Origin of the sequence: Mesorhizobium sp. B2-5-11 (assembly GCF_006440835.1) — a bacterium.
Taxonomy (GTDB): domain Bacteria; phylum Pseudomonadota; class Alphaproteobacteria; order Rhizobiales; family Rhizobiaceae; genus Mesorhizobium.
This window is the reverse complement of the sequence record NZ_VFUK01000001.1, coordinates 292,385-312,933: the sequence shown is the minus strand read 5'-3', so window position 1 is coordinate 312,933 and position 20,549 is coordinate 292,385. Positions and strand designations below refer to the sequence as shown.

23 protein-coding genes and 1 riboswitch are annotated in these 20,549 nt (G+C 63.5%); of the genes, 6 read left to right on the top strand and 17 right to left on the bottom strand.

Translation table 11 applies throughout. The features are described 5' to 3' along the window. Positions 1-13 precede the first annotated feature (13 nt). Positions 14-1,030 carry a cytochrome c oxidase subunit II gene (coxB, locus tag FJ490_RS01510; RefSeq protein ID WP_181165149.1) on the bottom strand — a complete coding sequence of 339 codons (1,017 nt, stop codon included), beginning with the start codon at positions 1,028-1,030 and terminating at the stop codon, positions 14-16. 258 nt (positions 1,031-1,288) lie between these two features. Here coxB and FJ490_RS01505 point away from each other — a divergent pair, with 258 nt between their 5' ends. After that, positions 1,289-1,834 carry an invasion associated locus B family protein gene (locus FJ490_RS01505; protein ID WP_140494976.1) on the top strand — a complete coding sequence of 182 codons (546 nt, stop codon included), beginning with the start codon at positions 1,289-1,291 and terminating at the stop codon, positions 1,832-1,834. A 164-nt stretch (positions 1,835-1,998) separates the two neighbouring features. Further along, entirely contained in the window at positions 1,999-3,411 is a 1,413-nt protein-coding gene (gene tldD / locus FJ490_RS01500) for a metalloprotease TldD (RefSeq protein WP_140514821.1), read from the top strand. A gap of 21 nt (positions 3,412-3,432) precedes the next feature. On the opposite strand, the gene FJ490_RS01495 is transcribed toward tldD, so the two are convergent. The 3 genes from FJ490_RS01495 to FJ490_RS01485 all read right to left on the bottom strand — a co-directional run bounded on the left by FJ490_RS01495 (position 3,433) and on the right by FJ490_RS01485 (position 5,862). Next, positions 3,433-3,717, bottom strand: coding sequence for a hypothetical protein (locus tag FJ490_RS01495; protein ID WP_140655752.1), 285 nt, complete (start codon positions 3,715-3,717; stop codon positions 3,433-3,435). A gap of 148 nt (positions 3,718-3,865) precedes the next feature. Beyond that, entirely contained in the window at positions 3,866-5,101 is a 1,236-nt protein-coding gene (locus tag FJ490_RS01490; RefSeq protein WP_140564261.1) for a class I SAM-dependent RNA methyltransferase, read from the bottom strand. After that, complete coding sequence (locus FJ490_RS01485; RefSeq protein ID WP_140514818.1) at positions 5,098-5,862, bottom strand: TlyA family RNA methyltransferase; 765 nt, start codon at positions 5,860-5,862, stop codon at positions 5,098-5,100. The genes FJ490_RS01490 and FJ490_RS01485 overlap by 4 nt, the downstream gene beginning before the upstream one ends. A 175-nt stretch (positions 5,863-6,037) precedes the next feature. Between FJ490_RS01485 and FJ490_RS01480 the strand changes: the two genes are divergently transcribed. After that, entirely contained in the window at positions 6,038-6,439 is a 402-nt protein-coding gene (locus FJ490_RS01480) for a GFA family protein (protein WP_140655750.1), read from the top strand. 25 nt (positions 6,440-6,464) lie between these two features. Here the strand turns inward: FJ490_RS01480 and FJ490_RS01475 are convergent, their stop codons facing one another. The 6 genes from FJ490_RS01475 to FJ490_RS01450 form a co-directional block, all read right to left on the bottom strand. After that, positions 6,465-6,758 carry a hypothetical protein gene (locus FJ490_RS01475; protein WP_140514815.1) on the bottom strand — a complete coding sequence of 98 codons (294 nt, stop codon included), beginning with the start codon at positions 6,756-6,758 and terminating at the stop codon, positions 6,465-6,467. Positions 6,759-6,907: 149 nt separating this feature from the next. Next, positions 6,908-8,845, bottom strand: coding sequence for a 1-deoxy-D-xylulose-5-phosphate synthase (gene dxs, locus FJ490_RS01470; RefSeq protein ID WP_181165150.1), 1,938 nt, complete (start codon positions 8,843-8,845; stop codon positions 6,908-6,910). 77 nt (positions 8,846-8,922) lie between these two features. Beyond that, entirely contained in the window at positions 8,923-9,843 is a 921-nt protein-coding gene (locus tag FJ490_RS01465; RefSeq protein ID WP_140728134.1) for a pirin family protein, read from the bottom strand. Positions 9,844-9,883: 40 nt separating this feature from the next. Continuing rightward, positions 9,884-10,150, bottom strand: a complete 267-nt coding sequence (locus FJ490_RS01460) for a DUF2277 domain-containing protein (protein ID WP_140551052.1) — start codon at positions 10,148-10,150, stop codon at positions 9,884-9,886. A gap of 96 nt (positions 10,151-10,246) precedes the next feature. Next, the gene (locus FJ490_RS01455; protein WP_140498064.1) at positions 10,247-10,498 is read right to left on the bottom strand and encodes an exodeoxyribonuclease VII small subunit; all 252 of its coding nucleotides are present in this window, start codon (positions 10,496-10,498) and stop codon (positions 10,247-10,249) included. A 3-nt stretch (positions 10,499-10,501) separates the two neighbouring features. Then, positions 10,502-11,428, bottom strand: a complete 927-nt coding sequence (locus FJ490_RS01450; protein WP_140728133.1) for a histone deacetylase family protein — start codon at positions 11,426-11,428, stop codon at positions 10,502-10,504. Between the two features lie 121 nt (positions 11,429-11,549). Next, positions 11,550-11,730, top strand: a riboswitch (cobalamin riboswitch). A gap of 48 nt (positions 11,731-11,778) precedes the next feature. Between FJ490_RS01450 and bluB the strand changes: the two genes are divergently transcribed. After that, positions 11,779-12,531 (top strand): 5,6-dimethylbenzimidazole synthase, encoded by a 753-nt coding sequence (gene bluB / locus FJ490_RS01445; RefSeq protein WP_140520811.1) that lies wholly within the window; start codon positions 11,779-11,781, stop codon positions 12,529-12,531. Positions 12,532-12,572: 41 nt separating this feature from the next. Here the strand turns inward: bluB and FJ490_RS01440 are convergent, their stop codons facing one another. Then, positions 12,573-13,178 carry a TetR/AcrR family transcriptional regulator gene (locus tag FJ490_RS01440; protein WP_140498058.1) on the bottom strand — a complete coding sequence of 202 codons (606 nt, stop codon included), beginning with the start codon at positions 13,176-13,178 and terminating at the stop codon, positions 12,573-12,575. Positions 13,179-13,298: 120 nt separating this feature from the next. Here FJ490_RS01440 and FJ490_RS01435 point away from each other — a divergent pair, with 120 nt between their 5' ends. Next, complete coding sequence (locus tag FJ490_RS01435) at positions 13,299-14,522, top strand: MFS transporter (protein ID WP_140674977.1); 1,224 nt, start codon at positions 13,299-13,301, stop codon at positions 14,520-14,522. Between the two features lie 50 nt (positions 14,523-14,572). Here the strand turns inward: FJ490_RS01435 and ribB are convergent, their stop codons facing one another. Beyond that, positions 14,573-15,673 carry a 3,4-dihydroxy-2-butanone-4-phosphate synthase gene (gene ribB / locus FJ490_RS01430; RefSeq protein ID WP_140498053.1) on the bottom strand — a complete coding sequence of 367 codons (1,101 nt, stop codon included), beginning with the start codon at positions 15,671-15,673 and terminating at the stop codon, positions 14,573-14,575. Positions 15,674-15,798: 125 nt separating this feature from the next. After that, positions 15,799-16,920 carry a chorismate synthase gene (gene aroC / locus FJ490_RS01425; protein WP_140728132.1) on the bottom strand — a complete coding sequence of 374 codons (1,122 nt, stop codon included), beginning with the start codon at positions 16,918-16,920 and terminating at the stop codon, positions 15,799-15,801. Between the two features lie 182 nt (positions 16,921-17,102). Between aroC and FJ490_RS01420 the strand changes: the two genes are divergently transcribed. Beyond that, positions 17,103-17,363, top strand: coding sequence for a DUF1344 domain-containing protein (locus tag FJ490_RS01420; protein WP_140551058.1), 261 nt, complete (start codon positions 17,103-17,105; stop codon positions 17,361-17,363). 105 nt (positions 17,364-17,468) lie between these two features. On the opposite strand, the gene FJ490_RS01415 is transcribed toward FJ490_RS01420, so the two are convergent. The 4 genes from FJ490_RS01415 to FJ490_RS01400 form a co-directional block, all read right to left on the bottom strand. Beyond that, on the bottom strand, positions 17,469-18,056 hold the full coding sequence (locus tag FJ490_RS01415) for a histidine phosphatase family protein (RefSeq protein ID WP_140498047.1): 588 nt from the start codon (positions 18,054-18,056) through the stop codon (positions 17,469-17,471). Positions 18,057-18,107: 51 nt separating this feature from the next. Continuing rightward, the gene (fabI, locus tag FJ490_RS01410) at positions 18,108-18,926 is read right to left on the bottom strand and encodes an enoyl-ACP reductase FabI (RefSeq protein WP_140498045.1); all 819 of its coding nucleotides are present in this window, start codon (positions 18,924-18,926) and stop codon (positions 18,108-18,110) included. A gap of 105 nt (positions 18,927-19,031) precedes the next feature. Beyond that, on the bottom strand, positions 19,032-19,979 hold the full coding sequence (locus tag FJ490_RS01405) for a DnaJ C-terminal domain-containing protein (RefSeq protein ID WP_140498043.1): 948 nt from the start codon (positions 19,977-19,979) through the stop codon (positions 19,032-19,034). Positions 19,980-20,078: 99 nt separating this feature from the next. After that, positions 20,079-20,540, bottom strand: coding sequence for an RT0821/Lpp0805 family surface protein (locus tag FJ490_RS01400; protein ID WP_140498041.1), 462 nt, complete (start codon positions 20,538-20,540; stop codon positions 20,079-20,081). Positions 20,541-20,549 lie beyond the last annotated feature (9 nt).

Genomic DNA, 20,549 nt, shown 5'->3' with positions numbered 1-20,549 from the left:
CTAACCCGCGGCATCAGTTGCCGGCGGCCGCTACCTTGTTCTGGCCATCGATCTCGGCCATCAGCGTCTTGTTGGCGCCGGGCAGATCGGTCTTGGCCGCAGCCAGCCAGGTCTTGAACTGCGCGTCGGAGACGACGCGGATGGCGATCGGCATGAAGGCATGGTCCTTGCCGCAGAGCTGCGAGCACTGGCCGTAGTAGAGGCCTTCCTTCTCCGCCTTGAACCAGGTCTCGTTGGTGCGGCCGGGAATGGCATCGATCTTGATGCCGAAGGACGGCATGGCGAAGGAATGGATCACGTCGGTCGCGGTGACGAGCACCCGGGTCATCGTGTGGACGGGCACCACCATCTCGTTGTCGACGGCAAGCAGGCGCGGATAGACCTTGCGATCTTCCTTGCCGGCGGCGGCACGGTCGCCATCCTGGAGGATCGCCGAGTTGAACGAGAGCGTGTTGTCGGTCTGGTATTCGTAATCCCAGTTCCACTGGTTGCCCGTCGCCTTGACGGTGAGCTTAGCTTCTTCCGGCGGCGTGTACTGCGCGGTCAAGAGCTGGAACGACGGGATCGCGAGGCAGAGCAGGACGACGACGGGACCGACAGTCCAGATCACCTCGATCAGCGTGTTGTGGCTGGTCTTGGACGGAACCGGGTTGGCGCTCGCGCGGAATTTCACGATGCAGTAGATCAGAAGGACCAATACTAGGGCGGTGATCGGGATGATGAACCACATCGTGTAGTTTCCGAACCACTCGATCTGGCGCATCATGTCGGTTGCCGGCGCCTGGAAGGTCGTCTCCCACTCGACGGGCTGATCGGCATGGGCGGCCGTGCCGGCGAAAAACGTGGTAACGGCACAAGCGCTTAGAAACTTGGCACTTGCTGGAAGCTTGGCGTTTGCCAGGAAATTTCTCATCGCCCTCTTCGTCTCCCAGTTCCTCGCGGCTGTGTCCACGAGAATAACGAACAATGCCGGGACGGGAATCCCGACTGTCTCAAGCTGGTTCAAACCATACTCTTTTTCCCTCCGCAAGAAAGGAGCGGAGGAAACCGTGCGGCATTTTTGCGCGCAAGCCGGAATGCATCTTTGAAGGCGGCGGCCGCCATGGCGAATCGGCTATGTTCAACGGATCGGCTGCTTCCTGCCGGCCGGCGCGCCTGGCGTCGTAATTCGGGCGAAATTGGCTAGGAAAAGCGCCGCATGGGCATTTTCGTGGCGGCTCGGCCGCTGTCTCGTCCTTTACTTGGCTTTGGCGCGGCTTAAAGTGCCGTGATTCGCAATGGAGCCGTCATGAACTCTTGGCTGTCGGGATTTGGGCTTTCGAGCCCCTTGGCGAAGGTCATCTTTCTCGCCGCCTTGTCCGTCGCCGGCTTGTCGGCCGCCGGCCAGGCCAACGCGGCCCAGCCGAGCGGCACGGTGCGCTCGACCCATGGCGCGTGGTCGATCATCTGCGACACGCCGGCCGGCGCCACGTCCGAACAATGCGTGATGATGCAGAACGTCGTCGCCGAGGACCGCCCCGAGATGGGGCTGTCGGTCGTGGTGCTGCGCACCGCCGACAACAAGGCGGAGATCCTGCGCGTGCTGGCGCCGCTCGGCGTGCTCTTGCCCAACGGGCTCGGCCTCAATGTCGACGGCAAGGATATCGGCCGCGCTTATTTCGTGCGCTGCTTCCAGGACGGCTGCTACGCTGAGGTCATTCTCGAGAAGCCGCTGCTCGATACGCTGAAGACCGGCACGTCGGCCACGTTCATCGTCTTCCAGACGCCAGAAGAAGGCATCGGCATCCCGGTGGACCTCAAGGGTTTTGCTGACGGATTTGCGGCCCTGCCGTAGACTCCCGCGCCTCGACCCGGGAGCTGCCGATCAACGATAGGTTTTCCGGACCTGGGATAGATCCGGGACGCCGCCGCCCTGCATTTGAATGACGATTGGCGATTGTCTGGGCGCGGCTTCGCGCCTACATCCCGGATATAACCATTCATCCACGGACATACGCCATGAACAGCCTTATCGGCCAATTCGATATTTCCGACGATCGCGTCAAGGAGATCGTCGCAGAGACCATCAACGGCGCCGACGATGGCGAGTTGTTCGTCGAATACAGCGAGAGCGAAGCGCTGATGTTCGACAACGGTCGGCTGAAGACGGCCAATTTCAACACCGACCAGGGTTTCGGCCTACGCGCGGTTGCCGGCGAAGCCAGCGGCTATGCCCACTCCAGCGACCTGTCCGAGGCTTCGCTGCGACGCGCGGCTGACGCCGTCTCGACCGTTAAGGGCGGTTATTCCGGAACGCTTGCCGCCGCGCCCGCCCGCACCAACCGCCATCTCTATGGCGATGAGAACCCGATCCCCTCCCCTTCCTTCGAGGCCAAGGCGAAGCTGTTGCAGGAAGTCGACGCATGGCTGCGCGCCGAGGATCCGCGCGTGCGCCAGGTCTCGGCATCGCTGACCTCGTCCTGGCAGCATGTCGAGATCGTGCGCGCCGACGGCCAGGTGGTGCGCGACATCCGGCCGCTGGTCAGGGTGAACGTGTCGGTGGTGGTCGGCGACGGCGACCGCCAGGAAAGCGGCTCCTACGGCATGGGCGGACGCAAGGCGTTCGGCGACTTCCTCGTCGAGGACAGCTGGAAGCACGCCGCCAAGGAGGCGCTGCGCCAGGCGCTGGTCAATCTCGAAGCCGTACCGGCGCCGGCCGGCACGTTCGACATCGTGCTCTCCAGCGGCTGGCCCGGCGTCATGCTGCACGAGGCCGTCGGCCACGGGCTGGAAGGCGACTTCAACCGCAAGAAAACTTCGGCTTTCGCCGGCCTGATGGGCCAGCAGGTGGCGGCAAAGGGCGTCACCGTCGTCGATGACGGCACGATCGCGGAACGACGCGGGTCACTCACCGTCGACGATGAAGGCACGCCTTCGGCGCGCAACGTGCTGATCGAGGACGGCAAGCTGGTCGGTTACATGCAGGATCGCCAGAACGCCCGGCTGATGGGCATGCGGGCCACCGGCAACGGAAGGCGCGAGGGCTACGCGCACCAGCCGATGCCGCGCATGACCAACACCTACATGACATCGGGCGACATGGAGCCGGACGAGATCATCGCCTCGGTCAGGAACGGCATCTATGCCGTCTCCTTCGGCGGCGGCCAGGTCGACATCACCTCCGGAAAATTTGTGTTCGGCTGCACCGAAGCCTACATGATCGAGAACGGCAAGGTGACGCAGCCGATCAAGGGCGCCATGCTGATCGGTAACGGGCCCGACGCCATGCACCGCGTTTCGATGATCGGCAACGACATGAAGCTCGACAACGGCATTGGCATGTGCGGCAAGGCTGGACAGGGCGTGCCGGTCGGCGTCGGCCAGCCGCACCTCAGGATGGACCAGATGACGGTCGGCGGCACAAGGGTTTGAAGCCGCCTCGTGGCCAGTCTGCTAGGTCTTGCTCACAGACCGGCGCGACGTAGCGTACAGGATCAGGAAACCGACAACGCCGCCGATCGCGTACCGGGTCCATGCACTCAGGTAGTCGACGGTCCCATCATGGCCGGAGACATAGAGCGCAGCGCCGACAAACGTCATGACCGCGACGCCTAGCGCATAGGATGGCACCAGCCCCACACGCGTGAATTTTCTCAAGATCCAAGCGAGCACCGCACCGGTGAGCGCCATGATGAGAGCCGAGCCAAAAATCTCGGCAACAAAGCCTGGTGAAATCATCTTCTCCCCCTATCCCAATTTGGATATGCCTTTTTGAGGGGCAGATTCAACCGCAGTGGCGATGATCCACAACTTTAGCGATAAACCTGGCTGGGATTTCGGGGCAGACTGCATGACGCTGCCGGTCTCGCTGAGCAGGGCTAAGCGCCTAGCGTCTTTTCCGCGGCTTCTCCAGCAAGGCAACAGCCTCGACATGGGGCGACCACAGAAACTGATCGATCGGCGTCACGCTTTTCACCGCGTAGCCGCCGTCGATGAGGATGCGCAAATCCCGCGCGAGCGTCACCGGGTTGCAGGAGACCGCGGCAACGAATGGAACATCCGAGCGGGCGATCTGCTTCGACTGATCCTCCGCGCCCGCGCGGGGCGGATCGAAGACAACGCCATCAAAGGCGTTTAACTCCTTGAACGTCAGCGGACGGCGGAACAGGTCTCGGCGCTCGCCGGTCACGCGTTTCAGGCCGGTGGCGAAGCGTGAACCCCGATCGAGCGCCGAAAGTGCGGCCGCATCGCCCTCCACCGCATGCACTTCCGATCTCGCGGCCAACCGCAGGGCGAAGCTGCCGCAGCCGGCGAAGAGATCGGCAATTTTTTTGGCACGTTTCAGATGTCCGCCGACGATATCGGCCATGGTCCGTTCGGCTGCCTCCGTCGCCTGCAGGAAGGCGCCCGGCGGCACCGCGACGGCAACGCTGCCGAACATGACGACAGGCTTCTTCGGCTCGATGATGATCTCGTCATCGATGGACAGTCTGGCAAAGCCCTGCGCAATGACAAAATTGGCGGCGATGCGGCGCTGGTTTTCGCCGAGCTTGCCCGATTCATGCACCGCCACGTCGAGGCCGGAACCCGTCACTGTGACTGCCATGCGAAACGATTTCGGGGTGGCGCAGATCAATTCGGCGAGTGCCCTCAAGCTGTCGAGCGCGTTGACGATCCCAGGCAGCGAGATCGGGCATTCGGAGATGGAAATGATTTCCGGCGACAGATGGCGATTGAAGCCGAGCAGCATGCCTGTTTCGGTGCGCCTGGCGGCGAGCACGACGCGGCGGCGCGTGTGCGGCGCGCAGGCGACCAGACCGCCTATTTCGCAATCGATGCCTCTCAGCGCATGCACGACCTTCTCGCGCTTCCACTGCTGATAGGCTTGCGCCTCCAAATGCTGGAGGGCGCAGCCGCCGCACTCGCCGAAATGGCGGCAGGCGGGTTCGATGCGCAGGGGCGAGGCCTCGATCAGCGCCATCAGCGTGGCGCGATCCCTTTCACGCGCCGCGGTGACGACCTCGCCTGGCAGCGTGAAAGGAATGAACAGATCGCCGCTTTCGGTGTCGGCGATGCCATCCCCCTGGGCGCCAAGCTTTTTGATGGTGAAGCGTGCACTCATCGGTCCTTGACCCCACCAAGCAGGAATTCGCGATTGCCGTCACCGCCCTCGATTGGCGACAGATGCAAGCCGAGCGAGCGCCAGCCGGGCACGGCATCCAGCCAATCCTGCAGCAAGCCGGCGACACGGGCGGCATGATAGGGGTCTTTCAGCAGGCCGCCCTTGCCGATCGCCTCGCGACCCGCCTCGAACTGCGGCTTGACCAGAAACATCGCTGCGGCACCGGGCTTGGCGATGGCAAGCGCAGGCGGCAGGGCCAGTTTCAGTGAAATGAAACTGACGTCGGAGACTATGAAGTCCGGACTGCGGCCGCCAAGATCGGCGGTTGAGAGATCGCGGGCGTTCAGCCCCTCGATGACCGTCACGCGCGCGTCCTTGCCGATATCAGCATGCATCTGTCCGTGACCGACATCGATCGCCGTGACATGGGTCGCGCCGCGTTCGAGCAGGACCTGGGTGAATCCGCCGGTCGAGGCGCCGATGTCGAGCGCCTCACAGCCGGCCGGATCGAGGCCGAAATGGTCGAGCCCGGCGATCAGCTTCAGCGCCGCGCGTGAGACATAGCCTTGGGCCGGGTCATCAACGGCGATGACGCATTCCGGTTGCACGGCCTGACCCGGCTTGCGGCCAATGACGCCATCAACCGTTACCGTACCACGTTCGATCGCGTCACGTGCACGCGAGCGGCTGGAAAACAGCCCACGCGCTACGAGCAGATCGTCGAGCCGCTGGCGCGTGCTGGCTGGCCGGGGAAAATTCATCGGTCTTCCTTGGCGAAAGCCGGCGGCGAAGGCAAGGAGATTGGAGCAGGAGAAGCAAAATCGCCGCAGGGCAGCGACCGCAGAGAGCCGCTCGCGGCCAGTCGCATATCGCATCAGGTCGGCCACGATGATAAGGAAGAAACGCCGTTTTGCTGCCGAAGGCGAAGGAGGACGGATGCTTACGGGAACCTGCCATTGCGGTGCGGCCCACTGGACCTTGAAGGGCGATCCCGGGCCGATCACCGCTTGCAACTGCACGCTGTGCCGACGTTACGGCACGCTCTGGGCCTACGACTTTGTCGATGAACGTATCCGCGTCGTGGGGCCGATAAAAAGCTATAAACGTGCCGGCAAGGCCGAACCCATGCTCGAGATCCTGTTCTGCCCGACATGTGCGTGCGTGCTTGCCTGGCGCGGTTTGCGCCCAGCCGAGTCCGGCCGCACGCGGATCGCCGTCAATGTAAGGCTTGCGCCGCCGGAAGCCGTGGCCGACCTGCCGATCGACCATTTCGACGGTCTCGAGACCTACGACGATCTGCCGCGCGATGGCCGCTGCGTGCGCGACATGTGGTTTTGATTTGGGTGGTTTGATTTGGGCGAGATCAGAAGATGGTGCGGGGAGCCTGCCGTTCGACGGCGGGAGACAGGCCGTCATCCCGATCGCGGGCAACTTCCCTGCGCGGGCGCTCGACTGGCGCGGCGGATGCCGATGCGGCGTCCGGCGGGACAATAAGCTGCGGCAGCTGCTTGTAGGAGAAGCCGCCCCTGATATGCCCCATCCTGCTGGCGACTATATCCGCGGCCGCCTTCTCGAGATTGCGGTCGTAGCGCGTTCCGGCGATGGCCGGCGCTGCGATGGCGGTCAGGATCGCCATACCGCATAGAAGCGTCTTCACTTTTGTTGTCTCCCTGCCTGGCCAGAACCTAGCAGCGTGCCGTTGAAAAACGGGCAAGAGACACGGTAAGCAAAACGCCAAACAGCAATGTCAACAATGCGTTACGACATCGAGCCGGCAAACCGATTCAAAACGCTTGATGTGTCGAGTCAGGCGCGCTGGGCGTGGGCCGCCTGCCCGAGGGCGGTGAAAACCGTATGGACGATGCCGGCGGCATCGAGACCGGCATCGGCATACATCTTTTCCGGCTTGGCGTGGTCGGCAAACATGTCCGGCAGCACAAGCGGGCGCACTTTCAGGCCGCTTTCCAGCAGGCCCTCATGGGCGAGGAACTGCAAAACGTGACTGGCGAAGCCGCCGATGGCGCCCTCCTCCACCGTGACCAGAACCTCGTGCGAGCGGGCCAGCCGCCGGATCAGATCCTCGTCGAGCGGCTTCGCGAAGCGCGCATCGGCGACGGTGGTCGAAAGCCCGGCCGCGCCCAGTTCCTCGGCCGCGACCAAGCAATCCTGCAAGCGCGTGCCGAAGGACAGGAGCGCCACCTTGCTGCCTTCCCTGACGATGCGGCCCTTGCCGATTTCGAGCACCGAGCCGCGATCGGGCATCTCGACGCCGACGCCATTGCCGCGCGGATAGCGGAAGGCGATCGGGCCGTCATCGTAGGTTGCCGCCGTGCGCACCATGTGGCGCAGTTCCGCCTCGTCGGCCGCCGCCATGACGACGAAGCCCGGCAGGGAGGCAAGGAAGGTGGTGTCGAAGGCGCCGCAATGAGTGGCGCCGTCGGCGCCGACGAAGCCGGCGCGATCGATCGGGAAGCGCACCGGCAATTTCTGGATCGCCACGTCGTGCACGACCTGGTCGTAGGCACGTTGCAAGAAGGTCGAATAGATCGCCGCGAACGGCTTGTAGCCTTCGGTAGCGAGGCCGGCCGCGAACGTCACCGCATGCTGCTCGGCGATGCCTACATCGAAGGTCCTGGCCGGGAACACTTCGCCGAACAGGTCAAGCCCGGTGCCGCCCGGCATGGCGGCGGTGACGGCGACGATGCGCTCGTCCTCCTGGGCCTCCCGGATCAGGCTTTCGGCGAACACCTTGGTGTAGGCCGGCGCGTTGGCCGGAGCCTTGGCCTGCGCGCCGGTGATCACGTCGAACTTGTTGACGCCGTGATATTTGTCGGCCGCGGCCTCCGCCGGCGCGTAGCCCTTGCCCTTCTGGGTGACGACATGGATCAGCACCGGGCCCTTCCCATTGTCACGGACATTTTTCAGCACCGGGATCAGATGGTCCAGATTATGACCGTCGATCGGGCCGATATGGTAGAAGCCGAGCTCCTCGAACAGCGTGCCGCCGGTCACGTAGCCGCGCGCGTGCTCGACGGCCCTGGTGATGGCACGGTCGGCGCGCTTGCCGAGATACGAGGTCAGTTTCTTGCCGAAGTCGCGCAGGCCGACATAGGCCTTGCCAGAGGCCAGGCGCGCCAGATAGGCGCTCATGGCGCCGGTCGGCGGGGCGATCGACATGTCGTTGTCGTTGAGAATGACGATCAGGCGGGCATCGAGCGCACCGGCATTGTTCATCGCCTCGTAGGCCATGCCGGCCGACATGGCGCCGTCGCCGATGACGGCGATGACATTGTTGCGGCCGCCAGCAAGATCGCGGGCCGCCGCCATGCCCAGGCCCGCCGATATCGACGTCGAGGAGTGGGCGGCGCCAAACGGATCGTATTCGCTCTCGGTGCGGCGGGTGAAGCCGGAGAGGCCGCCCTCCTGGCGCAAGGTGCGGATGCGATCGCGGCGCCCGGTCAGGATCTTGTGCGGATAGGCCTGGTGGCCAACATCCCAGATCAGCCGGTCATCGGGTGTGTTGAAGACATAGTGCAGCGCCACGGTCAGTTCGACAACGCCAAGCCCGGCGCCGAGATGACCGCCGGTGCGCGACACCGCGTCGATCAGTTCGAGGCGAAGCTCCGATGCCAGTTGCGGCAATTCGCTTTCGGAAAGCGTGCGCAGCTCGGCCGGGATGCGGACCTTGTCGAGAAGCGGCGTATGCGGCGTTGCGTTCACGGGTAGGCCCAGGCTTCTGTTCATGCGCGGGATAGGCCGCCGTCAGGCGAAAGTAAATGCCTGTCAAATGACGCGGAAGGCCGGCTCCCTCATCGATTTTCTCAGCCTTCCGGCAGTGGAATGAACTCTTTCTCGTCGCCGGGAACGATGTCGAAGCGGCCGGTCTTCCATTCTTGCTTGGCCTGCTCGATGCGCGCCTTGGAGGACGAGACGAAATTCCACCAGATGTAGCGCTTCGAGCCCAGCGAGGCGCCGCCGAACAGCATGAAATGGGCACCGGCCTGTGAGGATACGACGATCTCGTCGCCGGGCCGGAACACCAGCAGCCGTTCGGCCGGAAACACGTCGCCGGAAATCGAGACCTCGCCTTCCAGCGTGTAGATGGCGCGTTCTTCCGCGTCGGCCGGGATTTTGACGCTGGCGCCCGGCGCCAGCCTGAGGTCGGCGTAGAGCGTCTCGGAATCGGCCCGCACCGGGGAACGCAGCCCCTGGAAATCGCCGATGACGATGCGGCCACTGACGCCTTCCGCGTCGATGTCGGGAAGCCGCGCGACAGCGGTGTTCTCGAACACCGGCGCCACTTCCTCCTTGCCGTCCGGCAGCGCCAGCCATGTCTGCAGGCCCGAGACCGACATCGGCGCGCCGCGCAGTTCTTCCGGCGTGCGCTCCGAATGGACGATGCCGCGGCCGGCGGTCATCAGGTTCACGTCACCCGGCTCGATCACCATTTCGGTGCCGAGCGAATCGCGATGCCTGATCCTGCCATCGAACAGGTAGGTGACCGTCGACAGACCGATATGCGGATGCGGCCGGACGTCGAGCGCCTGACCGGCGTGCAGGATGGCAGGCCCCATGCGGTCGAAGAAGATGAAGGGACCGACCAGCCGCCTTTTGGCGGTCGGCAAGGCACGGCGAACCTGAAAACCGCCAATATCCTTGGCGTTCGGAATGACCATCAATTCGATCTGGTCGCTGGCAAAGGCGTCGCCTATTTCGGGGTCCTTCCCGGGGAAGAAGCTCATGAACTCTCCTTGTCAGCGGCCGATGGCTGCTTTGGGCAGATCAGGCAAAGCGGATCGCCGCCTTCGCCCGCAGCTTGGCCGCAACCTCCTCGCGATTGCGCGGATGCTGGTTGGTTTCAAGCGAATCGAGAAGCTCGCGCGCCGACGCCGCGATGGCCTCGACGGCATGGTCGAAGGCGTGCTGGTTCTGCTTCGAGGGCCGCGTCGTTCCGCTCAGCTTGCGGACGAACTGAAGGGCTGCATCGCGCACCTCGTCATCGGTTGCCGGCGGATCAAAATTGAACAGGGTCTTGATGTTTCTGCACATCGCTTCCGTATCTCCTCTTGTCCTGGAGCCGTTTCAATCGGGATGCGTTCTATCCTCAATCATGATCGTGTCAAAAACCGGTAACGGCTGCGTGCCTCAATCCGCGTCCAGCGGCTCCGTCCCGACCGGCTTGCCGTCGCGGGACAGCCTGATCTTCTCCACCTTGTCCTCGGCTGCCTTGAGCAAGCGGTCGCAATGCACCTTCAGCGCCTCGCCGCGCTCGTAGATCCTGATCGACTGGTCGAGCGGCACATCGCCACGCTCCAGATCATCGACGATCTTCTCCAGCGCGTCGAGAGCCTGTTCGAAGCTCATCGCCTTGACGTCTTCGTTGGTTTCACCAGCCATCATTCATCCTTTCATCAGTCGCCCGACATGGGCGGCAACCGAAAATGCCAATCCTTGCAGATCGTAGCCGCCCTCGAGCAGGCTGACGAGCCGGTTGCCGCTGTGGCGCGCCGCGCGCTGCATGAGCTGGCCGGTCGCCCAGTCGAAATCATCCTCGGTCAGGTTGATCTCGGCCAGCGGGTCGCGATGATGCGCGTCGAAGCCGGCCGAAATGATGATCAGGTCGGGTGCAAAATTGTCGAGCGAGGGCAGCACGCGCGACAGGAAGGCATCGCGGAACGCCTCGCTGCCGGTTTGCGGCGCAAGCGGCGCGTTAACGATGTTGCCGGCGCCGGTTTCGTTCTTTGCTCCGGTGCCGGGGTAGAGCGGCATCTGGTGGGTCGAACAGTAAAGCACGGACGGATCGTCCCAGAAAATATCCTGCGTGCCGTTGCCGTGATGCACGTCCCAATCGACGATGGCGACACGTTCGATATCGTGTTTGCGCTGTGCATAACGTGCGGCGATGGCCGCCGTGTTGAACAGGCAGAAGCCCATCGCCGTCGCTTTCTCCGCATGATGGCCGGGCGGCCGGGCGGCGACGAAAACGTTGTCTGCCCTGCCGGCAAAGACGTCGTCGACGGCGGCGTTGGCGGCGCCGATCGCGGTGATCGCCGCTTGCCAGCTCTTCGGGCTGGCCGTTGTGTCGGCATCGATGCGGGCGATGCCCGTCTCGGGAATGGCGGCGCGTACCCGCTCGACGAAATCCTCGGGATGCGCATAGAGAATGGTGGCCTCGTCGCCTTGTGGCGCCTCGAGGCGGTCGAGCGCGGCAAAAGCCTCCTCGTCAAGCACACGCTCGATGGCGCGCAAGCGGTCCGGCCGCTCCGGATGGCCGGGCGGCGTGATGTGCTCAAGGAAGATCGGATGGGTGTAGAGACGAGTGGCCATGCCCCCTATCTAGTGCCCCGGCGCGGCGATGGCCATGCGTTGCGGCCTGATGGCTGGGGAAAATCGCGCCTGCGTCCATTCGCGTCGCCGCGGGGATTGGCGGCGCAGGGGCTTCGTCGTAAAGTCCCGGCCACTGCCTGGTGCCCGCCACGAGCGGGAGAATCGGGAACACGGTTTGATACCGTGGCGTGCCCAACGCTGTAAGGGGGACCGCGCCGGTAAATGCCACTGTCGATGACGGGAAGGCGCCGGATGCGGGTTGATCCCGAGCCAGAAGACCGGCCTGGCAGGCATCGTCATCCGCATGGTCAGGCGGACGGCAGTTGATTGCAATCGCAAGGGGACAAGCGATGCCGGACAATATGACCATCCCCGTGGGTGACGGATTCGACCAGATGGCGCGCGATGCGGTCTACCGCGCCATGTTCACGCGGCGCGATGTTCGCAGCCATTTTACATCAGAGGCCGTCGACGACGAGGTCTTGGCGCGGCTGCTGCTTGCCGCCCATCACGCGCCATCGGTCGGCTTCATGCAGCCATGGAATTTCATCGTCATTCGTGGCACCGAACGACGGGAACAGGTGCGCGACCTGTTCCTCGCGGCGCGCGAGCAGGAATTGCCGGCGATCGAGGAAGAGCGGCGGGCGCTCTACCGCAAGCTCAAGCTGGAAGGCATCTGCGAAAGCGCGCTCAATATCTGTATCACCTGCGACCGCCGACGCTCACAGGGTTCGCCGCTGGGACGCTGGCACAATCCCGAGATGGATCTCTACAGCACGGTCTGCGCGGTGCAGAATTTCTGGCTGGCGGCGCGCGCCGAAGGCGTCGGCGTTGGCTGGGTCAGCATTATCGAGGCGCAGGCGTTGAAAGGCCTTCTGTCGATTCCCGAGCATGTGACGCCGGTGGCCTATCTCTGTGTCGGCCGTGTCTCGGAGTTCGCGCCGAAACCGGACCTCGAAACACATGGCTGGGGGCGGCGGCTGCCGCTGCCCGAGCTGATCATGAGCGAGACGTTTTGCGGACAGGGCGAAGTTCCGCTCAAATCAACGATCGCACGCCTCAAGGCGGCAACATGCGAAAAGTCTGACAAACCCTTGATTTGACGATACGGCATGCGCAGCGCGCTGCCGGCGGCCTGCCGTCGTCAGGCGGCTCCGGCATCCTTCCTCAACAATCCTTCGAGCAGTTGCTTGAATGCCGCCACCACGGTCTTCGACGTCGCTTCCGGGTCGTTCGAATTGGCGATCCGCTGCGCCGCCTGGCTGCTCGCCCCGTTGATCAGCCGTGCCGCGGTCTCGGGGTCTACGCCCGGGACAACCACCCCGTCGCCCTGCAGCGTCGTCAGGTGATCGGTCATCGACGCGACGCAGGCATTGGCGTTCGGCCATTGCGCGGGATCCCCCAGCACGGCCGGACCGTCCCGAAACATGATGCGCTGGATTTCCGGCTCCAGCGCCATTTCGATGTAGCTCGTGCATTCGTCGACGAAGCTTTGCCAGCGGGTCGGTGCTTTCGCTGCAACCTCATTCACCCGTGCCGCCATCTCGGCGTCTATCTCGGCGATAACCGCCTGCAAAAGCCCCTTCTTGTCCCCGAAATGATGATAGAGCGCACCGCGCGTCAGCCCTGCCGATGCGGTGAAATCATCCATCGATGCCTCGGCATAACCGATCGTTCCGAACGCATGCCGGGCCGCGGCAATCAATTTGGCGCGCGTTTCGGCGATCATTTCCCTGCGGGGCTTGTGCATCTCTTCTGGCCTTATCTACATACGTCACGTATGCCAATTGACATACGCGACGTATGATCTATTTAGTATTCATACGCATCGTATGTAATTTCCGAATCGCCTTTTGTCGAGGAACGGACCATGCAGAACCCCTATTCCGAGATCTTTCGAGCCCCTGGCGCCAAGGGCTTTGCCGCTGCAGGCTTCATGGCGCGCCTGCCGATCGCCATGGCGCCGATCGGCATCGTGGCGATGCTGTCGCAGACGCGTGGCGAATACTGGCTGGCGGGTGCCGTCTCGGCGACATTCGCGCTGGCCAACGCTTTCCTGGCGCCGCAGATCTCCAGGCTGGTCGACCGCCTCGGCCAGACATGGATCGTCGTGCCCACCACCATCATCTCCGTGCTGGCATTCCTGCTGCTGATTGCGTCGGCCAACCAGGATTGGCCGGTATGGACAATGTTCGTGTCGGCGCTGCTGGCAGCGGCCATGCCCAGCATGCCGGCAATGGTGCGCGCGCGCTGGACCGAGCTTTTTCGCGGCCGGCCGGAGATGAACACCGCCTTCGCCTTCGAATCGGCGGCCGACGAACTGGTCTATATCGCCGGCGCGTCGCTGTCGGTGGGCCTCAGTGCGGCGCTGTTTCCGGAAGCAGGCATGCTGGCGAGCACGTTGTTTCTCGCTTTGGGCTCGATAGCATTCATCCTGCAGCGATCGACGGAGCCGAAAGTGCGGCCGGTGGACCATGGTTCGACTGGCTCGGCAATCCGCCTGCGGCCGGTACAGATCATCACCTTCGCCCTGATCTTCATCGGCGCGACCTTCGCGACGACGGAAGTGAGCACGGTGGCGATCACCAAGGAGTTCGGCCAAGCCGGTGCCGCAAGCCTGGTGATCGGCGTCTATGCGCTGGGATCGTTCGTGTTGGGCATCGTGGTCGGCGCGCTCAACCTCAAGACGCCGCTACAGCGCCAGCTGACCGTCGCGGTCGCCATCATCGCAGTCAGCACGATTTTGCCGCTCACTGCCGACAGCGTGCCGATTTTGGCGCTGACCGTCTTCATCAGCGGCGTGGCGATCTCGCCGACTTTCATCACGGCATTCGGCCTGATCGAACGGCATGTGCCGGAAGCGATGCTGACCGAGGGCATTACCTGGGTGACAACGGGAATCGGCATCGGCATGGCGCTGGGCTCTTTCGCCGCCGGCGCGGTGGTGGATGCGTTCGGCGCCCAGAACGGGTTCTGGGTCTCGGTGGTCGCGGGCGGCATCGCGCTGGTCACGGTGCTGCTCGGCCAGCGCAGTCTTGCCACTCACAAATGCGAGTTGGATGGGTGTGAAGCGGCCGTCGCTGCCGCGGAATGAACCATGACGCGTCCGGTTCAGCGGATCGGACGCTATTGCCGCCGTCGAATCTAGAGAATCTCGGTCTTGGCGATGTGGATGCCAAAACCTTCGAGGCCGACATAGTGGCGCTCGCGCGAGGCGATCAAATTGATCGAGGAAATGCCGAGATCCTTCAGGATCTGAGCACCGAGCCCGATCTCGCGCCATTCATTCTCGCGGCGGCGCGCCTCTTCGTGGTCCTCCCCGTCGCCGCTCGCCGGCCGGTTGCGCTCCTGGTGGGCGACACCGACCGAGCCCTCGCGCAGATAGACGATGACGCCGCGCTTGCGCTCGCCCATCGCCTTCATGATGGCGTCCAGCCGGTGGCTGGTGCCGAAGACGTCGGTCACCACGTCCTCGGAGTGCAGACGCACAGGCACCTCTTCCCCATCGCGGATGTCGCCGAAGACGACGGCGACATGATGCATGGAATCCCAGGGCAGCGTGTAGGTGAAGACTTGCGCCTTGCCGCCGAGCGTGTCGATCTCGGAGCATGCCACGCGTTCGACCAGTGTTTCCTTGCGTTGCCGATAGGCGATGAGGTCGGCGACCGAGACCTGCTTGAGGCCGTGCTCCTCGGCAAAAGCCGCGACCTGCGGGCCGCGCTTGACGGTGCCGTCATCATTGACCAGTTCCGAGATCACGCCGATCGGCGGCAGGCCGGCGAGCTTGCACAGATCGACGGCCGCCTCGGTATGGCCCGAACGCATAAGCACGCCGCCTTCGCGCGCGATGAGCGGGAAGATGTGGCCGGGGCGGACGAAATCGGAGGCGCCGACATTGCCGTTGGCGAGATTGCGCACGGTCAGCGTGCGGTCGTCAGCTGAAATGCCAGTCGTGGTGCCGTGCTTGAAATCGACGCTAACCGTGAAGGCGGTGGTGTGCGCCGAATCATTGTCGGCGACCATCGGCGCAAGGTTGAGGCGCTTGGCCTCCTCGCGCGGCATCGGCGTGCAGACGATGCCCGAAGTGTTGCGCACGATGAAGGCCATCTTTTCCGGCGTGCAATGGACGGCGGCGACGATCAGGTCGCCCTCGTTCTCGCGCCCGTCATCATCCATGACGACGACGATCTCGCCCCGCTCGAAGGCCCGGATTGCTTCGACGATCTTCTTCTGGTCGTAAGACATGGAAATGCTCGCTTCGCTCGCAAGGGAGTAGGGGAATAGCGCAGTAAGGGAGTAAGGGAGTAAGGGAAAGGAAAAATTGCTCGTCTCGCGGGCAGCTTAACAGACTGCCCTACTGCCCTACTGCCCTACTGCCTTACTGCCCTACTGCCTTCCTTGCCTGTCTGTCCTCGGTGCCGCAGATAATGGTCGGCGATTGCGCAGGCAACCATCGCCTCGCCGATCGGTACGGCGCGAATGCCCACACACGGATCATGGCGACCCTTGGTCATCACTTCGACGTCGTTGCCGTCCTTGTCGATCGACTTCCGGGGCGTCAGGATTGAAGACGTCGGCTTGACGGCGAAGCGGGCGATGATCGCCTGGCCGGTCGAGATGCCGCCAAGGATGCCGCCGGCATTGTTGGACAGGAACACCGGCTGGCCGTCATTGCCGATGCGCATCTCGTCGGCATTCTGTTCGCCGGTGATGCGGGCGGCCTCGAAGCCGTTGCCGATCTCGACGCCCTTGACGGCGTTGATCGACATCAGGCCTGACGCGATATCCTGGTCGAGCTTTGCGTAGATCGGCGCGCCGAGGCCGGCCGGAACGCCGTCGGCGACGATCTCGATCACGGCGCCGACGGAGGAACCCGCCTTGCGGATGCCGTCGAGATAGCTCGTGAAAACGGGAACGGACGCCGGATCCGGCGTGAAGAACGGATTGTCCGCGTCGCCAATGAAATTCCAGTTCCAGTTGGCGCGGTCGATCGACTTCTCGCCCATCGATACCAGTGCACCGCGCACCACCATGCCCGGCACGACCTTGCGGGCGAGGGCTCCGGCGGCGACCCGAGCCGCGGTCTCGCGCGCCGAGGATCGGCCGCCGCCGCGATAGTCGCGCACGCCGTATTTGACGTCATAGGTGTAGTCCGCATGGCCCGGCCTGTACTGGCGGGCGATCTCTCCATAGTCCTTCGAGCGCTGGTCGACATTCTCGATCAGCATGGAGATCGGCGTACCTGTCGCGATCATCGTCTCGCCGTCATCGTCAAGGATGAAGCCCGACAGCACCTTCACTTCGTCAGGCTCACGGCGCTGCGTGACGAAGCGCGACTGGCCGGGCCGGCGCTTGTCGAGTTCGGCCTGGATTTCGTCACGCGTGAAGCGGATGCCGGGTGGGCAGCCGTCGACCACGCAGCCCAATGCGGCCCCATGGCTTTCGCCCCAGGTGGTGACGCGGAAAAGATGGCCGAACGTGTTGTGAGACATCGCAAAGTGCCTTGCCCGGCATCGGAGCCGACTGAAGCCTGCCTTCTATTGGCGTTTTCCACAGGGGTCAAACCGTGATCTACGGATTTAGTTTTGACACATTCGATTGGTTTCTGCTCTGCTCCATTCGCCGTTGAGGATCCGCCGCTACCCATGCCGGCGCAATACCAAAGAGGACGATGATGCGTACCCTGATTGGCGCTGTTGCCGCCACATTCCTGCTTTGCACCGCCGCTTTCGCCGGGCAGACCGAAGGCCTGATCAAGAAGATCGACAAGGACGCGCTGACCCTGACGCTGGACGACGGCAAATCCTACAAGCTGAACGCGGAAACCGATCTCGACGCGCTGAAGCCCGGCATGGACATCGTCATCGCCTATGACGTAACCAACGGCGAAAACGTCGTCACCGATATGCAGTTGCCGGACAGCGACTCCAACTAGGCTTCCAATGCAAATCGGCCGTTCGGCGTTTGTTGAGCCGTTGCAGCCGTTTTATGCACCTGCAACCGACAGCCTGCATGAGCCTTCCTGGATTGTGCCAGGTGCCTAAAGCCACCCCAGGCTGTCGCCTTCCAGCTTGAGCACGCGGTCCTGCGGTATCGCCAGCTTCGCCGCATCATCCTCGGCCATGTCAAGCACGAAGCGAAACAAGGTGCGCATGACGCCGCCATGCGTCACGCAGACTGTCTGGCGCTCGAGCGCGTCGAACCACGGCTTTACCCGTTCGAGCAGCATCTGGTAGCTCTCGGCATCTTTGCCCGGCGGCTGAAAGTTCCATTTGTCCAGCGCACGCGTCCTGCTCGCACCCGGAAATTGCGTCTCCAGCTCGGCAAAGGTGAAACCCTGCCAGTCGCCGAAATTCACTTCAACAAGGCGGGGGTCGGTCCCATAGGCAGCCGGGTCGAGCTTCATGGCGGCGCGAATGCGCTCCATGGTCTCGCGCGTGCGCCGCATCGGGCTGGCGACGAAATCGAACTCTGCGGGATTGGAGATCAGGTCAGCCAGCCGATGCCCGTTTGCGCTCGCCTGCTCGCGGCCGAGCGCGTTGATGTCGGTATCGGCCTGCCCCTGAAGCCGGAATTCGGCATTCCACGCGGTCTGGCCGTGGCGCACGATATAAACCAGCGGGTACATCAGGTCTTCCGGAGGTCGGGCCAGGGCCTGGGCGGAGGATAGGCGGAGGAGTTAATCCTTGACTGTCGAAATGTCAGGTGCGTCGACCGCCTTCATGCCGACGACGTGATAGCCGGAATCGACATGATGCACTTCGCCGGTGACGCCGCGCGACAGGTCGGACAGGAAATAGACGCCGGAATCGCCGACCTCTTCCTGGGTGACCGTCTGCTTCAGCGGCGAATTGTACTCGTTCCACTTCAGGATGTAGCGGAAGTCACCAATGCCGGAAGCGGCCAGCGTCTTGATCGGGCCCGCCGAGATCGCGTTGACGCGGATCTTCTTGGCGCCGAGATCGACGGCGAGGTAACGCACGCTGGCCTCGAGTGCGGCCTTGGCGACGCCCATGACGTTGTAATGCGGCATCACCTTTTCGGCGCCGTAATAGGTCAGCGTCAAAAGCGAACCGCCATCGGTCATCAGCGCCTCGGCGCGCTTGGCGATGGTGGTGAAGGAATAGACCGAAATATCCATCGTGCGCAGGAAATTATCGCGCGTCGTCTCGACATAGCGGCCGGTCAGTTCGTCCTTGTCGGAAAAAGCGATGGCATGGACGAGGAAGTCGAGCTTGCCCCAATGATTGGCGACATTGGCGAAAACCTCGTCGAGGCTCGCCGGATCGGTCACATCGCAATGGCCGGCGACAAAGGCGCCGAGTTCCGCAGCCAGTGGCTCGACCCGCTTCTTGAACGCTTCACCCTGATAGGTCAGCGCGATCTCGGCGCCGTGGTCGACGCATGCCTTGGCGATGCCGTAGGCGATCGACCTGTTGTTGGCGACGCCGAGGATCAGGCCGCGTTTGCCGGCCATCAGGCCCTGTCCACCCGCCATATGCGTGCTCTCCGCAAGATTTCTTATTTGTGGAGAGCCCTATCGCACAGGCACAGAGCCCCTTCAAGCGCTCAAACGGGACAGTTCGGGGACAAGAGCCGCCAATCAGCCTTTTTGGCTGCGCAACAGCCCTTCGAGCGCGCTGTCGCCGCCTTCTGGCAGCATGATGCGCACATGGGCGTAGAGATCACCGTGGCCGCCGGCCTTTTCCGGCAGGCCCCTGCCCTTCAGGCGCAGGACCTTGTCCGAACTCGACCAGGCGGGAACGTTGACCGCGAGCTTGCCGGTCGGCGTTTCGACGGCCACCTTGGCGCCAAGCACGGCATCGGCCAGCCCCACCGGCAAATCGGCATGCAGGTCGCGGCCCTCCAGGCGGTAGCGCGGATGCCGGCGGAAGCGGATCTTGACCAACGCGTCGCCGGGCTGGCCCGGCCCTTGCTCGCCCTGCCCCTTCAGCCGGATGGTCTGCCCGTCCTCGACATAGGCCGGCAGCTTGACCGCCACCTTGCGGCCGTCAGGGAACATCGCCGTGACCTTTTCAGCGTTCGCCGCTTCCTCGATGGTAATGTCGAGCGTGACATTGAGGTCGGCGGCGGTTGCCGGCTGGCGGCGGTCACCCATTCCTGCCCCGCTTTGGCCGGGGCCGCGCGAGCCGGAGAAGACGTCGCCAAAAATCTGGCTGAAGATATCGCTGTTGCCATCGAACGGATCGCCGCCAGGGCGTCCGGAGCGGAACTCGAATCGCGAACCGCCGGCTCCCTGCTGCTGGCGGCGAAAACCGCCGAAGGGGTCACCGCCACCGGGGGCGCCCTCGAAGCCCTGGAAACGCGGCTTGCCGTCGGCGTCGATCTCGCCGCGATCGAAAGCGGCACGGGTCTTCTCGTCGCCGACGATCTCATAGGCCTGATTGGCCGCGGCAAAACGGTCCTTCGCCTTGGGATCATTCGGATTCTGGTCCGGATGATGCTTCTTGGCGAGTTTGCGGTACGCCGATTTTATGTCCTTGGCCGATGCGTTCTTTGCAACGCCCAGCACCTCATAGGGGTCGCGCATGCTTCCTGCCCTGGAGAAAGAGTGAGTCCATAGTCGCCTCTTATATGCGCTCGCATAGGAAGAAATTCCAGTGCTGGACGTTATTTCAGAGGTGGAAGATCAAAGCGCCCTGAAGTCCTGCATACGCCAGCCGCCGGCGCTGGCCAGGCAAAGTTCGCCCGCGAACATGGCAACGCCGTCAAAGCTTTCGCGCGAAGCCTTGAAGCGGCGGCAGGTCTGACCCCCGTCCTTCAATTCCGCCAGTTCGGTGATGGAGCCGCGCGAACCCGTACCGGCATTGGCCCACGGCACGGCTTGACCGCCGAGCTGCTCGATGTCGGCGGAGGACACCGCGTTGCCGATCGTCGTCTGGTCGGAATCGCGGTCCGAATCGGCCGACGCGGCTGGAGCCGAAATGCTGCCGGTCAGGATCGAGCGATCGACCTCGGCTTTTTGCAGGCTGAAGCCGCCCGCGCCACATGCGGCAAGCGGCAAGGCAATCATCACGATCGCGGCTTTGGCGCTGGCTGAAGCAAATAGGCTGCCTTGCCTGCTGTCAAAAGCTTGCGCGATACGCGACAATCGGCAACC